Genomic DNA, 14,529 nt, shown 5'->3' on the forward strand with positions numbered 1-14,529 from the left:
GTGCGATGCGGACTGCGGGCCACGAGCCGCAGCTTGCTCACTTGCTTGCTTGCTTGCTTGCTGCGGCCCGTTCCCGTCTCCTGCCGACCGGTCAGGCGGTGGCGGCCAGCTGGGCGAGGTAGCGCTCGGCGGCACGCAGCTTGCGGCCCTCCGGGCCCGGAAGGTAGGCGCGCAGCTCGATGATCTCCGGGGCGATGCGGATCGCCTCCGCCCGGTCGGTGATCGAACGCCAGCAGGCCTCGGCGTTGGTGGCCGCCTGCTGGGTCTCCGGGTGGTCCGGGCCCTGCGAGCGGAGCAGCGTCAGCGCCACCTCGCGGTAGATGTCCGCGGCCTCCGCCGGGCGGCCCGCGAGCCGGCACACGTGCGCCCGCACCTGGCGCACCTGGAGCACCGGCTCGGAGACGGCCCCGTGCTCGGCGATCGCCTCCAGTTCGAGCGCGAAGGCCAGGTCGGTCGCGGCGGCGTGGTCCCCGGCATCGGCGCTGCGGACGATCCGTCCGATGACCTCGCGGTAGTCCGCACGCGGCCGGGCGTCCACCGGAGTTTCGGTGTGATCCTCGGCGGGGGCTTCAGCGGGCGCATCGCCGGTCGGCACGGCGTCGGCAGGCACGGCGTCGGCAGGCACAGCGTCGGCAGGCACCGCGTCGGCAGGCACGGCGTCGACGGGCACGGCGTCGGCAGGCACGGCGTCGACGGGTGCCTCGTCGGCTGCGTCGCCGGGGACCTCACCGGCGGGCGCCTCCTCGGCGGCCGGTGCGGTGGCCCGGGGCTCCTCTGCGACATCGGCGACGTCGGCTACATCCACGCTCTCAGCGGGCTCAACGGGCTCAACGGGGTCGACGGGGTCAACAGACTCAGCAGGGTCGACGGGCTCAGCGGGGTCGACGGCCTCGGCGGGCTCAGCGGGGTCGACGGCCTCGGCGGGCTCGACGGCCGCCTCCGTCTCCTCCGCCGTCACCGTGTCCTCCGCCTGCGGGAGTTCGGTCCCGGCGAGGGCAGCCGCGTCCCCGTCCTCCGGCCGTCCCTTGAGGAGTGTCACGCCCATCGAGGACGCGGCGTCCTCGGGCACCGCGTCCTCGGGCACGGCGTCGGCCGGGGCGGGCTTGCGCAGGGTCACCCCCGGCGCCGCAGCGGCCTCGGCGGGGAGCTCGACGGACTCCCCCGCCTTCAGCAGGCTGACCGGGCGGGCCGGTCGGGGCGGGGTCGGCGGCACGCCGGGCTTGACCAGGCTCACCCGGCCGCCCGCGGTCACCGGAGTCGTGGGAGCGACCGGCACCGGCCAGGCGGCGACGTCGTCCTGCGGCCGCGCCGGACGCGGCACCAGCGGGGCCTGCGGCGGCGGGAACTCCGCGGGCACCACGTCGGCGACCGGCGCCGTGTCCGCCACCGGCGACAGGTCGGCCACCGGGCCGTCGCCGCGCCGGGCGGTGTTCCGGAAGACCGGACGGTCGGGGGCGTGCGTGGCCAGGATGACCACGTCCGGCCGCAGCACCGAGTACACCTGCTGGCGCAGCTGCTCGGGCGCGAGCACCTCGCCCGCGCCGGGCCGGCCGCCGTGCAGCGCCTCGATCAGGGCGCGGGTGAAGGTGCCGATCTGCTCCGGGTCCGGGCTGACGACAGCCCACAGCGGGATGCCCTCGCTGAGCGGCGAGACGGTGCCCTGCAGGTACGGCCAGGCGTTCTGGTCGGCGCTCAGGTCGGCGATGACGAGGGTCTGCCACTCGGCCGGACGATGGCTCAGCTCGGCGGCGACGGCCTGCCAGGACAGGCCGTCCTGCTTGGCGTCGCGCAGGGTCAGCTGGAGCTGGCCGCCCCGCTTGTCGGCGACCACGTGGCCGCCCACGTGGACCAGCAGCGGTCCGGGGTGCCGGGAGGCGGCGCGCAGGTGGGCGAGGACGGTGTGCGGGTCGCTGGCGCCGGGGAGGTGGACGGCGTCCACCGCGTCGGCGGCGAGCAGCACCTGCGGCGAGACGGCGGCGAGCATCGCCGAGAGCACCGGAGCCTGGGCCGGACCGCCCCGGCCCCAGGTGCGGCGGCCGGAGTTGCCGTACCCGCCCTCGATGACCAGGATCCGTCCGCGCGGCGCCGCACCGAGCCCGCCGGGAGCGGCCGCGCCCGGCACACCACCCGGGGCGGGGAAGGGCGGCGGTGTGGCCGGGGACGCCGGGCCCGCGGCGGGCAGGCCGGTGAGGGTCCATCCGGTGGGCGGCGCGGGCAACGGCGCGGCCGTCTGCGCGACCGGGGCGGGCGTGGCGGCGGGCGCCGGAGCCGGCACCGGAGCCGGAGCGGCCGGGGGCGTGGGCGGCGGCTCGTAGAGCGCGGCAGGCCCCGGTGGGTGGGCCTCGGCCGGGAGGCGCGGGGCCGGCGGTACCGCGTCCCAGGGGTCCGAGTCAGCTGCCGGGTCGGGACCTCCGGAAACCGCTGTCGTCTCCGCCATCTCCTGGTCACCGCCCCGCCCCGCCGCTCCCGCGGCGTCTGATGCCCTCGCCTGTGCGGTGCCTGCCACCACACTCCCGTGCGCGCCACCCTACGAGATCCCGGCACACCCGATCCAGGCCGGGTCGCCGATCGGCGCGGCAGGCCACCCTCGGTGCCCGCTATCGTGCCGTCATGACCGGTACCGACCGCCCCCTGCTGTTCCTCGACGTGGACGGACCCCTGATCCCCTTCGGGGACCCGCCGCCGGGTGGATACCCCACCTACCGCAGCCCGTACGGGTCCGGAACCGTGCCGGGCGGGAACCCCTTGGCGGCACGCGTCGACCCGGCACTGGGACCACGGCTGCTGGGCCTGCCGTGCGAACCGGTGTGGGCGACGACCTGGCTGGACGACGCCAACGAGTGCCTCGCACCGTGGCTGGGCCTGCCGCAACTGCCCGTCGTGGAATGGCCCCTGGAGGAGGAGGACCAGCCGGGCGGCATCCACTGGAAGACCCGCACCCTGGTCGCCTGGGCCGCCGGCCGGCCGTTCGTCTGGGTGGACGACGAGATCACGGAGGCGGACCGCCGCTGGGTCGCGGCCCACTCCCCGGTCCCCGCGCTCCTCCACCGGGTGGACCCCCAACGCGGCCTCACCGAAGCGGACTTCGGCCTCCTGGAGAGCTGGCTGCGCAGCGCCTGAACGCCGGATCCGGCGACATCGGTCCAGGCCGGCGGTCCGAGCGCGCGATCCGGATGCGAACCGCCCTGCCCCCTACCGCGCCGAGCGGGGCGCGACCGCGAGGCGGTCCGCCGCGGCCGCGATGAACGCCGCGACGGCCGTCTCGAACTCGGCTTCCCGGTCCCGCAGATCGCTCCGGTCGGCCGCCTCGTGCAACGCCCCCACGCAGGCGAACGCGGCGTCCGCGAGCGGCTCCGGCCGGCCGGACACCAGCAGCAGCCGGAACCGCGCCGTCTCGGCCAGGGCGCCCAGCCGGTCGGCCTCGGCGAGCGCCGCGTCGAGGGCGGCCGGGTCCGACCGGCGCAGGCGGACGGTGACGACCGCCCGCTTGAGTTCGGTCACGGCCGCGGCGAACCCGCTGTACGCGGCCAGGTGTTCCTGGCGCAGGAGTCCCTCGCGCGCCCTCGCCTCGGTCCGCTCGGTGGCCCGTTGCTGGAACAGGTGTGTACTGACGGACCCGAGCAGCGTGCCGAGCACCGCGATCAGACTTCCGAGCACCGCACTCATCCTGCTGCGCACCCCGTTCCCCGCCCGACGGCGGCGTCGCCCGGCCCCCGGCCGCGGCGTCTCCCGGCCACGGCGTCTCCCGGCCACGCGGCATCGACGGATGCCGCGCGGCCGCGGACGGTCCCCACCCGCGACGGAGGCCTCAGGAGCCGGCGAGCAGGTCCCGCAGCAGCGCCACGGTGTCGGCGTCGAGGTCACGGCCGGTGCGCCGGCTGAGGGCGTCCAGGCGGTTGACGGCCCGCAGCAGTTGGTCCCGGGCGCCGGCCGAGGCGTAGGCGTAGAACAGGTCCCGGTGCAGGAGTTCGACGTCCGGGGCGACGGCGAGGCCGCGGAAGACGGCTGCCTCGGCGCTGCGGTGGTCTCCGTACTGCAGGCGGCGGGCGGCCAGTTCGTGCGCGGTGTCGACGATCGCCGCGATCATGTCCTGACGCTCGGCCTCGGCCCAGCCGTACGATGCGGGCGGGGCCTCGGCGAACGGGGCGCCGCGGACCAGGGCGAGCGCGTGGGCCAGGGCGGCGTCGGCGGTGGCACTGGTGCTGCGCATGCCGCGCCGGTAGAGGCCGCGGAACTCGTCCCAGTCGCAGGTGACCGCCGGGGTGAAGGAGTAGCCGTCGGTGGTGTCGGTGGGCAGGAAGTCGCGGCCCTCGGGCGAGGTGCCGAACCAGGCCGCCAGGTCGGCGAGTTTGCGCGGCAGTGGGCTCTTGGCGTCGACCGCGGGATGCGGGTCGAGGTGCGCGGCACCGGGGTGCAGGTCCTGGTCGAGGGCGTGGTGGTCGGAGCCGGGGCGCAGTGCGAGGTAGACGGCGAGCTCGGTGAGCCGGGGCAGCGCGCCGGGTTCGGCGGTGCCGAGGACGCCCGCGACGTCCACCGGGCCGAGCAGCCGGATCCGGGGCGCGTTGCGCGGGGCGTGTGCCTCCGGGGAGCGGAGGATGGCCAGGAGGTCGTCGCTGTCGCTGCGCCCGGCGGTGGGCCGGGTGACCGGGGCGACGGCGGCGGGGCCGGGCTCGGCCGCCGGTCCGGCTGCCGGTCCGGGCTGCGGGACCGGCTGTGGGACGGGCCCGGCAGCACCGGCCTCGGCGTCCATGGCCGTGTCGGCGGCATCGTCCTCGGCCTCGGGCTCGGGTGCGGCCTCGGGTGCGGCCGCGGCCCCGGTTGCGGTCCCGACGGCGGGGGACGCGGGAAGGGCTTCGGCGGCCGGCGTCTCCTCGGCGGCCGGTTCCGACGCGCCGGACTCCGGCACGACCGCCGGCGCCGCCGGAACCGGCGCGATCGAGCGGACCGGCCTGACCGGCTGCACGGCGAGCACGGCCGTCGGGGTGTCCACCGCACCGGCGGCTTCGTCGCCCGCCCCGGGGGCGGTCTCGTCCGCCTCCGGCACGCTCGGGCGCCGCAGGTCCCGGGTGGCCTCGTCGCCTGTCGCCTGCCTGCCCTGCCCGTTGACCGCGAAGCGCGCCGGACCGGGCGGGACCGCCGCCGGGCCCGTCGCACCGGCCGTACCGGCCGCACCGGTGGGCGCCGGGACGGGCGTCACCGGGTCCGTGCCCGCGAACGGGCTGGCCCCGGTGCCGATGACCCGGGCCGGCAGCCGCGGGCCGGCGGCGGTGTCCGTACCGCTCTCCGCCGCACCCCCCGAGGCCCCGACGGCGGCCAGCACCGGGACGGCGACGGGCAGTTCGGTGGTGTCGGTGTCCTCGGGCCCGTCCAGGGTCCAGGCCGGGGCGGGGTGCTGGGTGGTGTCGTCGGCGACCCGGAGCAGTGCGGCGACCTGGTCGTACTGGTGCCCGGTGAGCCGTTGCAGTTCGACGGTGAGGTGCAGGCCCGGGATGGCGGCCTGGCCGCTGGTCGGGAGCGTCCACCGGGCGACCGGTCCGGTCCCGCGTTCGGGGGCACGGGTGATGACGGCGACGCAGGTGCGCGGGCGGCCGTCGAGCAGCCGGCCGAGTTCGGCAGGGATCTCGCCGCCGGGCTGCTGGGCGCAGAGGACGATCTCGGGGGTCCACGATTCGTCGGCCTGGCCGCGGCTGCGGGCGTCGCGCGGGCTGGCGGCGTCGGCGGCGACCAGGGTGGCGCGGGCCTTGGCGGTGCGCGGGCCGAGGGCGGCGAGCGCGGCTTCCAGGGTGGGGTGGCGGTGGACGCGTTCGGCGGCCGGGCCGCTGATCGGCACCTCCTCGGCGAGGTCGACCAGGTGCAGGTGGAGCCGGTCGGCGAGCGGGCTGTGCGCGAGCTCGATGGCGAGGGTGCGCAGCACGTCGCGGGCGTCGTCCGGGTGGCCGGAGAGGTGGAGCAGCCGGACGGCCTCCAGGTCGGCGAGGACCACCGAGCCGTCGGGCGAGGTGCCGAGGGTGACCAGCGCGGGGTACGGCGCGGCGGTCCTGCGGGCCTGGGCGCCGTTGAGCAGGTCGCCGGAGTCGGCGCTGCACCACCAGACGTTCGCGGCGTGCGCGGCGCGGAACGGCGCGATCGGGGTGGCCGGGCCGGACAGGTGCAGCTCGACGGTGTGGTCGGGGGTGATCCGGGCCGCGACGATGGCGGGCAGGCGCTTGCCGCCGCGCACGGTGTTGCGGGCCAGGGTGCGCAGCGCGCGGTCCAGGAGTTCCAGTCCGGCCTGGTCCTGCCGGGCCAGGAGTTCGTTCTCGAACGCGGCGGCCTCGCCGGCGGGCATGGCGATGCGGTGGCGCGGGCGGCGGGTGCGCTGCTGGGTGCCGCGCTTGTGGGCGACGGTGCCGACCATGATGGCGGCGAGCAGGACGCCGACGGTGGAGGCCGTGAGGGCGATGGAGTAGTCGTCGCTGGGGGCCGGTTCGGCGTGCGCGGCGGGGGCGGGCGCGTGCGTGGGCGCCGGAGCCGACTGCGGCGCGCCCTGCGAGGGTGCGGGAGCCGGGGTCGCCGGGGCCGGGGTCGCCGGGGCGGGCGTCTGCCCCGGCGAAGGCGCCGGAGCCGGAACAGGAGCAGGAGCAGGCGTGGCTGCGGCCCCGGGCAACGTGAGCACCATCCCCGGCACCACCACGTCCGGGTTCGTCAGCTGCTCCCCGTCCGGCGCCTGCACCCCCTTGTTCGCCTCGAACAGCTTGGGCCACTCCTCCCCGTCCCCCAACTCCCGCTGGGCGATGGCCGACAGGCTGTCCCCGGCCTGGACGGTGACGGTCCGCTGCCCGGCCGCGCCCGTACCGGGTTCGGTGCCGGCCTGGGGCGTCGTGTCCTGGGGAGTTCCCTGTGCCGCCCCGCCCGACGGAGCGGGCGCGGGAGCGGGCGCCGGGGCCGGGCTCTTCGCCCCGTCCGGCTTGGCGTCGGCCGGCATCAGCAGTTCCCAGCCGGGCTGGATCGGCCGGTCGGCGTCGAACCGGGTGCCCGAATCGTCCATCGCCCGGCCGTCGTTGAGCTTGGCGATCTCCACCCACCGTTCGCCCGAGCCCAGTTGGCGTTCGGCGATGGACCAGAGACTGTCGGCGGGCCGGCTGTCCCGCACGGTGTAGGTGGGCTGCTGCTCCGCGGCGGGCGTCAGGGCGGGCGCGGACTGCGCGGCGGGCAGCGCCGCCCGCTGCACGCCCGGGGTCAACTGCGCCTGGACGGCCGGGGTGTGGGCCGGTTCGGGGACGGCCGCGAAGGCCGAGCCGGCCACCGGCAGCAGGGCGAGCACCGAGCCGACCAGCCCGGCCGCGAGCCGCTGGCTCCAGCCGAAGGCCGGGATCCGGCGGGCGATCCGACCGCGCAGCTGGGCGGGGATCTCCAGCAGGACGGAGAGCGCGAAGCACGCCCAGCCGAGCCAGCCGATCACCACGAGCGCCCACAGGAACAGCCGTCCGTCGTCCGGACTGGTGAGTGCCTCACCCACGCCGCCCGGCGCGACCTCGCCCATGCCGGCGACCGCGTGGGTGCCGTACAGCAGCAGCGCGGGGACGCCGATCAGCAGGACGAGCAGGGTGACCAGCGCGGCGAGCGCGGTGATCAGGGCCCCACCGCGGCCGCGGCGGCGCGGCGGTCGGGGTGCGGGGGCGGTGGGCCGTCGTGCGCCCCCGCCGCCTCGATGCGCGGCCCCGGCCCGGCCGGTACGGGCCTGGGCGGGTCGGGCCTGGTCCTTGGCACGTGGCGCGGCCATCAGTCGGTCTCCGCTTTCTCGACTCCGTGGACGAGGGTCGCACTGCCCTTGCCCGTTACCTTCCGCTCCCCGAGGGCGCCCAGCAGGACCGGCCGGTAGTCGGCCTGCACGGTGACGGTGACGACCTTGCCGTCACCGGAGAACTCGATGTCACCGGCCCGCAGGCCGTACAGGCCGAGGTAGGCGTCGGCGGCGTCCCGGACGTACTTCTCCTCGACCTTGAAGCCCGCCCCCTGGAGCACGGCGGCCTGGTCGAGCTGCTGTCCGCCGACCCGCGCTGCCTCCTGGGCGTAGGCGTCGGTGCGCTCGGCGACCCGCAGGCGGCCGCCCGCGTCGATCACCAGGGCGATGACGAGCACGACGTAGGCCGCGCAGATCGCGACGAAGAGGGCCACCGCGCCCCGGTCGGACCGGCGCGTCCGCGTCCGCCGCAGCAGACGGCTCACCACCGGCATCCCCTCCCCCCAATCCGCACGCTGTTCTCCCCACCGGCCCCCACCGGGCGCCGCTCGGTACCGTTGTGTCATCCCCCGAGCGCTCTCCGCTTGCGTCTCCCCCGCGCGGGCCGCCTCCAATCCCCCGTTCTCCGGGCGGTGGGGGCGCGCTCCCTCAGGTGCCCCGGTAACGGTCCACCACCGAGGTGAACTCGCCGACGAGGTGCTTCGTCACGGGTACGCCGGACGGTCCGCCGAGCAGGTCGGCCAGTTCGACGTCGCAGACCACCCTGACCTTGACGGTCGTGACCGGGCCGCCCGGCAGCCCGAGTTCCCCCTTGACCACCTGGACGTCGCCGTTCCGGCAGGACACGCCCTGCTGGCGCAGCGACGCGAGGGCGGAGTCCTTGGCCGGCTGGTCCATCCCGTCCACGCTGCGCTGCAGCGAGGCGGTCCGGGCCCCCGCGCGGGCGGAGGCCTCGACGCTGCCCGCCGTGGTCTGCACCCGTCCGGCGGCGATGGCCACCAGGACCAGGCCGACCACGGGCGGCACGACGATCGCCGCCTCGATCGCGACCCCGCCGCGGTCCCGCCGTCGCGGGCGCCACCGGCGCAGGAGCCGACCGGAGGGGCGCGCACCGGGCAGCCCCCGTCTCACGGCTTCACCACCGGCGGGACGAAGCGCTCGCGTGGCGCCTCGGCGAACTGGGTGATGGTGGGCGCCGAGAGCCCGGGTACCAGGAGCGGCGGGGTCAGCTCGACGGTGACCCGGATGGTCCCGGGCGTGCTGCCGTCGGTCCGCACCGTGTAGCCGTGCGCGCCCTGCCGGTCGAGGAAGTCCCGGGCCTGGCGCCGCGCCGCCTCGTTCTTCACCTCGTCCGTCGCGTTCCCCTGCACCCGCCCGGCGTCCACGCCCTCGCGGGCGGCACTGAGCGCGACCTGCCGGTCGTACCACCACAGCGAGGCCTGGACGACGAGCAGCAGGAGCAGCAGGACGACCGGGAAGACGATGGCGAGACTCACGCTCATCGACCCCCGGTCGTCACCGCGGCGGAGAGGACGGTGCATCACTTGGTGGCGCCGCCCGCGCCGCCCGGCATGTTCGGGTCCTGCTGCACCTTCTGGACGACCTTGTCCTTCAGCAGGTACAGCGCGGTCGCGACGGCTCCCGCGACGAACACCAGCGCGATGATGGCGAGGGCGAGTTCGATGCTGATCGCGCCGCGGTCGCCGCGTGCACGGGCGGCCCGCAGCCGGCCGAGCCGCAGGGTGAACAACAGCAGGGCGAACTGCACCGGCAGCAGGGCGGGCCGCAGCACCCGGCCTGCCAGCTGGGCGAGTCGTACGGTCATCGGGTTCTCCCGGGGGATGTGGCGGTGTGGTGTGGTCGTGCGGAGTGGTCGTGCGGTGTCGGCTGCTCTGGAGCGGAATCCGGTCGGGCGCGGGTCACCCGCGGGTCGGGCGTCGGGCGGGGGCGGGGCGTCAGTTGAGCATCTGGTGGAGCGCGGGAAAGACGATCAGGACGGTCATCAGCAGCGTCAGCGCGGCCCCCGGCGCGACCATCCGCTCGCTGTCGGCGTTGGCGCGGGCGAGGTCCTCGGCGAGCAGCTCGCCGCGCAGACCCTTGGCACGGGCCCGCAGGGTGTCGTACACGGCGGCGCCGTCGGTACCGGAGAGCCGCATGATGTCGGCCACGTCCTGCAGCGGGCTGAGCCCCAACTCCTCGGCCAGCGCGTCGAGTCCGGCCCACGGCGGGAGGCGGTCGGTGGCCGCGCGCTCCAGCGCGTCGCGGATCCGCCGGAACACCGCGCCCTGCCCGACCGAGGCGGCCCGGCGCAGCGCCTCGGCGGGGCCGCAGTCGGCGGCCCGCTCCAGCGCGACGAGTTCCAGGTACGCGGCGATGCCGTGCAGGTACTCGGTGCGCGCCTCCTTGGCCTCGCCGCGCACGATGGCGTCCGGGACGAACCACAGCAGTCCGGCCAGCAGGGGCCCGGCGACCAGCGGCAGCGCGAACGGCAGGCCGATGTCCATCAGCACGGCCATCGCGCCCAGGTAGGCGGGCAGCACCAGGCCGATCGCGGCGAACAGCAGCTTGTGCACCATGAACCGGGCCGGGGTACGGCCGATCAGGGAGAGTTCGCGGCGCGGCACGGAGACGCCGCGCAGGTGGACGGACCGCTCGCCGATCCGGTCGAACCAGCGCGGCCGCTCGTCCGGGTCCTGCGCGCGGTCGGCGGGGACGGCGTGCAGCCGGTCCAGCGCCTGGCGCAGGTCCGGGGGTGCGGGCCGCAGTTCGGCGACCAGCAGGGCGAGGCCGCCGGCCGCGACCGCACCGGCCAGGACGGACCAGGGGGAGATCACCGGACCTCCCCGAGCTGCTCGGCCGGCACCGGTTCGGGCGCCCGGGCGCCCGCCCGCCGCCCGCTCCTGCTGCGTCGGTCCGGCGTGAGCAGCCGGGGCACCGGCGGGTGGGAGGCCAGCGCGCGCATCCAGGCGATGATCGCGACGAACAGCGCGGCGACCACGGCGAGGACCAGCTGGCCGAGGAAGGTCCCGTACGGCCGGGTGTACTCGGTGTTGAAGGAGCCGACCGTGACGACCAGCACGATGATGCCGACCAGCCAGCGGATGGTGGTCCGGTGCTTGGCCCGGTCGGCCTCGATGGCACGGCGCTGGCGGACCTCCTCGCGCACCGAGTCGGCCATGTCGGACAGCGTGCGGGCCAGACCGGGGCCGCTGTCGCCGGCCCGCAGCACGAGTGCGGCGAGGACCTTGTCGGCGGTGGCGTCGGCGAGGCTGTCGGCGAACGCGTGCAGCGCCTCCTCGGGCCGCCAGCGGGCCTGCAGCCGGGCGGCCAGCTCGCCGATCTCGTCCTCCAGGGCGGCGGGGGCGGTGCGGCGGCTGGTGATGACGGCCTGGTTGAGGCCGACGCCGAGCAGCAGCACGTCGGCGATCCGCTGGGTCCACTCGGACAGCGCTTCGAGCCGCTCGATCCGGTGGGTGTCCGGGCGGGTGGTGTCGAACAGCCAGGGCAGGCCGAAGACGGCCAGCGGCACCAGCAGCGCGGTCAGCGGGATGCCGGTGAACAGCCAGGCCAGCGGCGCACCGACGAGCGCGATCGGCAGCTGGACCCGGCGCAGCCGCACCATCCGGGGCGCGGCCGACCCGGGGGCGCCGTACCAGAACACGTGGGCGCGCCCGGCCAGCGGGTTGGTCGCACCGGCGGCGTCCTCGTCGACGGGCTCGCTGCCGCGGGCCCAGGCCACCAGGGCGACCAGGCCGCCCGTGACCGCCAGCCCGCACAGGGCGAACAGCAGCATCACCGCGCGCCACCGCCGATCCGCAGCTGCAGCGGGGTGGCCCAACTCCCGTACCGGGAGCCGAGCAGACCGGCGTCGAAGCCGGCCCGGCGCAGGTCGTCCAGGCACTGCGGCGGGGTGTGCGGGACGGCCCGCGGCTCACCGAGGTCCGGCCGGGGGCCGAAGACGGTGTTCAGCGCGGGCCTGCCGCTCTCGCCGAGGCCGGTGACCTCCAGGACGTGGGAGACGTAGCGGTGCCGGCGGCCGCCGACGGCGGTCTCGTCGACCATGGTGACGTGCACGATGAGATCCAGGGCGTTGGCGGTGAGCCGGTAGGCGAGCGAGTCGGTCATGTGCGAGCCGTACTCCAGGCAGAGTTCGGCGATGCGGTCGACCACCATGTGCGGGCCGCGGGCGTGCAGGGTGCACATCGAGCCGCCCTCGCCGTTGGTCATCACCCGCAGCATCGGGACGACCTCGCCGGAGCGGACCTCGCCGACGATGATGCGCGAGAGGGTCATCCGCAGCGCGGCCGGGATGAGGTCGCCGATCGACAACTCCCCGGCCAGACGGCCCTCGACGCGCTCGCCGTTGCCCTCCCGGGCCTCCATCGGGACGACCTGGCGCAGGTGGCCGAGGGTGTGCAGCCAGAGCTCGAACTCCGACTCCAGGGTGCCGATCCGCTCGTCCGGCGGGATCTCGGCGGCCATCGCGCGCAGCAGGCTGGTCTTGCCGACGCCCTGGGTGCCGGTGATCATCACGTTCTTCCTGGCCCGGATCGCGGCGGCCAGGAAGGCGGCCAAGGTGGCGTCCAGGGTGCCGAGTTCGACCATCTCGGGGAGCGTGGCGGAGGCCACCCGGTGGCGTCGGATCGCCACGTACGGGCGGGGCGTCACCTCGGTGAGCGCCTGCAGGCGCATGCCGCCCTCCAGCCGCAGCGCGAGCGTCGGGCTGGCGGTGGACAGGCTGCGCTCGCCGCCGCCGTGCTGGCGGGCCAGGTCCTGCAGCAGCTCGATGAGTTCGGCGTCGTCCTCGGCCACCGGCGGGACCTGGCGCAGGGGCTGGTGCACCTTGGAGACCCAGACGTCGTCGCAGCCGTTGATCAGGATGTTCTCGATCTCCGGGTCGTCCAGGTAGGGCTGGAGCCGGCCTGCCCGGAAGAGCAGGTCGAAGACGGCCTCGGCGAGGGCGCGGTCCTGCTCCCGGGTGGGCGGGATGCCGTGGGTCTGGGCGTAGGCGTCGGACCAGCGGGCGACGGACTCCTCGATCAGGGCCCGGCCGCGCTGGCGGCGGGTGGCACGGTCCGGCTCGGAGCCGGAGGTGGCGGTCAACCGGCTGATGTGCTGGTGCAGTTCGGCTGCGACCTGGCGCTTGAGCTCGCGGGCGACCTGCGGGTCGACGGCCGGCCGGGTGGCGGCGCCGCGCAGGTCCAGCGAGGGCAGCTGGGCGGGGACGGCGGTCGGCGCGGCCGCGCCGGGCGGGACGGGACCGGGCGCGACGGGGCCGGGCACGACGGGGCCGGTCGCGGGCGCCGGCGCGGCTGTCGGCACGGTCCAGGGCAGTGCGGCCGGGTCGGCGGCGGGACGCTGGTGCAAGGGGCTACCGCGCACGGAGCACCTCCCCGGGATTGTGCGGGTACTGCCCGTTCACCGGCACCTGACCATCCGTCACGCTCGGCTGTTGAAGCGGGTACTGGTCGTCCTGATCGGCCTGCTGCGGCGACTGCACGTGCGCCGGGAACGGCGCCGGCGCGGCCGGTTGCGGCGCCAGCCCGGCCAGCGGCGCCACCGGACCGGTGACGATCACCGGCGGGACCGGCTGCGGCGGGGTGTACGACGGCGGCTCGGCCTCCACGGCCTCATAGGGCGCCTGGCCGTAGGCGGTCCGGCCGTGCCCGGGCCGACCGTGGGCCGACTGCCCGTACGGAGCCGGGCCGTGCGGGGCCTGGCCGTACGCGGTCGGCGGCTGGGCGTACGGCGTCTGCCCGTACGCGGTCGGTGCCGGCGTCGGCGTCGGCCGGGTCGGCACGGGGGGTGACAACGGATTCGGCGCCGCCCCCGTCGGAGCGACGGCCGTCGGAGCACCCACCGTCGGAGCGACCGCCGGCCCGCCTGCGGTCACCGCCGCCGCCGTCACCGCCACCGGTCCGGCGTTCGGCGCGAGCCGCTGCCGCCGGCGGCGGACCAGCAGCTGCACCTCGTCCGCCGCCGACCGCGCCGTCCGCATCAGTTCGGAACGGACGAACCGCCGGTCGGTGGTGTCGCCGCCGTCGGAGAGCACCTTCGCCGTCCGGGTGGCGTACGGCAGGACGCCGAGCACCGGCAGCCCGAGTTCCCGCGTCACCTCGGCGCGCGCGTACGGCCCCTCGGCGACCAGCAGCAGTCCGAGCGCGTCCGGCCCGGTGCCGGCGGAGGCCAGGTCCTCGGTGAGGGCGGCCAGCCGGGGCCGGACCGAGCTCAGTCCGCGCAGCGTGGTCCGGACGGTCACCGCCACCACGTCGGCCCGGCGGGCCAGCACCGCACCGGCGCCGGTGGCGCCGGACCGGCCGAGGTCCACGATGACGTCGTAGCCCTGCTGCTCGATGCCGTGCAGCAGTTCGGCGAGCGGCTCCCAGGTGTAGGCGAGGCCGGGGGCCTGGGTGGGGTCGGTCAGTCCGGGCAGCAGCAGGCGTCGGGCGTCGCCCTCGGGTGAGAGGTCGATCAGCTGTTCCCAGATGGCCTGGGCGAGCAGCCCGCGCCGGTCGGCGACGGCCAGGTTGCGCAGCCCGTAGACCGCCTCGACCCGGCCCTCAAGGGCGCCGGCGAGCACGGCGCCGCCGTCCGGGTCGGCCTCGACCAGGACGATCCGCCGACCGGGCTGGAGCGGCCAGGCCAGCAGCAGTGCCAGCGCGGTCGTGGTCGCGCCGGGCGCGCCCGGGCCGCCGACCACCGCGATCACCGCCATCAGGCGCCCCCCGTCGTGCTCGGGGCCCCGGGCGTGCCGGCCCCGGCGGAGGGTGCGCCCGCGGCGGGCGTCCCGGCGGGGTGCGCGCCGC

12 protein-coding genes are annotated in these 14,529 nt (G+C 76.6%); 1 reads left to right on the forward strand and 11 read right to left on the reverse strand.

Annotated elements, in window-relative coordinates; all coding sequences use genetic code 11:
* Nucleotides 1–91 precede the first annotated feature (91 nt).
* Nucleotides 92–2,437 (reverse strand): hypothetical protein, encoded by a 2,346-nt coding sequence (locus ACFV04_RS06045; RefSeq protein ID WP_380527098.1) that lies wholly within the window; start codon nt 2,435–2,437, stop codon nt 92–94.
* Nucleotides 2,438–2,610: 173 nt separating this feature from the next.
* Here ACFV04_RS06045 and ACFV04_RS06050 point away from each other — a divergent pair, with 173 nt between their 5' ends.
* A complete protein-coding gene (locus ACFV04_RS06050) occupies nt 2,611–3,120 on the forward strand; it encodes a hypothetical protein (protein WP_380527100.1) in 510 nt (169 codons plus the stop codon).
* Between the two features lie 72 nt (nt 3,121–3,192).
* Here the strand turns inward: ACFV04_RS06050 and ACFV04_RS06055 are convergent, their stop codons facing one another.
* The 10 genes from ACFV04_RS06055 to ACFV04_RS06100 all read right to left on the reverse strand — a co-directional run.
* Nucleotides 3,193–3,657: a hypothetical protein gene (locus tag ACFV04_RS06055; RefSeq protein WP_380527102.1), complete on the reverse strand. Its 465-nt coding sequence runs from the start codon at nt 3,655–3,657 to the stop codon at nt 3,193–3,195.
* Between the two features lie 151 nt (nt 3,658–3,808).
* Nucleotides 3,809–7,762 (reverse strand): LysM peptidoglycan-binding domain-containing protein, encoded by a 3,954-nt coding sequence (locus tag ACFV04_RS06060; protein WP_380527103.1) that lies wholly within the window; start codon nt 7,760–7,762, stop codon nt 3,809–3,811.
* Complete coding sequence (locus ACFV04_RS06065) at nt 7,762–8,208, reverse strand: hypothetical protein (RefSeq protein WP_380342193.1); 447 nt, start codon at nt 8,206–8,208, stop codon at nt 7,762–7,764. The genes ACFV04_RS06060 and ACFV04_RS06065 overlap by 1 nt, the downstream gene beginning before the upstream one ends.
* Before the next feature lie 163 nt (nt 8,209–8,371).
* On the reverse strand, nt 8,372–8,854 hold the full coding sequence (locus ACFV04_RS06070; RefSeq protein ID WP_380527105.1) for a TadE/TadG family type IV pilus assembly protein: 483 nt from the start codon (nt 8,852–8,854) through the stop codon (nt 8,372–8,374).
* A complete protein-coding gene (locus tag ACFV04_RS06075; RefSeq protein ID WP_360250072.1) occupies nt 8,851–9,225 on the reverse strand; it encodes a TadE/TadG family type IV pilus assembly protein in 375 nt (124 codons plus the stop codon). The genes ACFV04_RS06070 and ACFV04_RS06075 overlap by 4 nt, the downstream gene beginning before the upstream one ends.
* A gap of 38 nt (nt 9,226–9,263) precedes the next feature.
* Nucleotides 9,264–9,548: a hypothetical protein gene (locus ACFV04_RS06080; RefSeq protein ID WP_380342190.1), complete on the reverse strand. Its 285-nt coding sequence runs from the start codon at nt 9,546–9,548 to the stop codon at nt 9,264–9,266.
* 130 nt (nt 9,549–9,678) lie between these two features.
* Nucleotides 9,679–10,557 carry a hypothetical protein gene (locus ACFV04_RS06085; RefSeq protein WP_380342187.1) on the reverse strand — a complete coding sequence of 293 codons (879 nt, stop codon included), beginning with the start codon at nt 10,555–10,557 and terminating at the stop codon, nt 9,679–9,681.
* Nucleotides 10,554–11,516, reverse strand: coding sequence for a type II secretion system F family protein (locus ACFV04_RS06090; RefSeq protein WP_380527108.1), 963 nt, complete (start codon nt 11,514–11,516; stop codon nt 10,554–10,556). Before ACFV04_RS06090 ends, ACFV04_RS06085 begins: the two co-directional genes overlap by 4 nt.
* On the reverse strand, nt 11,516–13,105 hold the full coding sequence (locus ACFV04_RS06095) for a CpaF family protein (RefSeq protein ID WP_380527110.1): 1,590 nt from the start codon (nt 13,103–13,105) through the stop codon (nt 11,516–11,518). Before ACFV04_RS06095 ends, ACFV04_RS06090 begins: the two co-directional genes overlap by 1 nt.
* On the reverse strand, nt 13,095–14,529 hold a 1,435-nt coding region (locus ACFV04_RS06100; protein ID WP_380527111.1), incomplete at its 5' end, for a hypothetical protein. The genes ACFV04_RS06100 and ACFV04_RS06095, both read right to left, overlap by 11 nt.

The sequence above is a fragment of the Kitasatospora sp. NPDC059599 genome (assembly GCF_042735125.1).
GTDB lineage: Bacteria > Actinomycetota > Actinomycetes > Streptomycetales > Streptomycetaceae > Kitasatospora.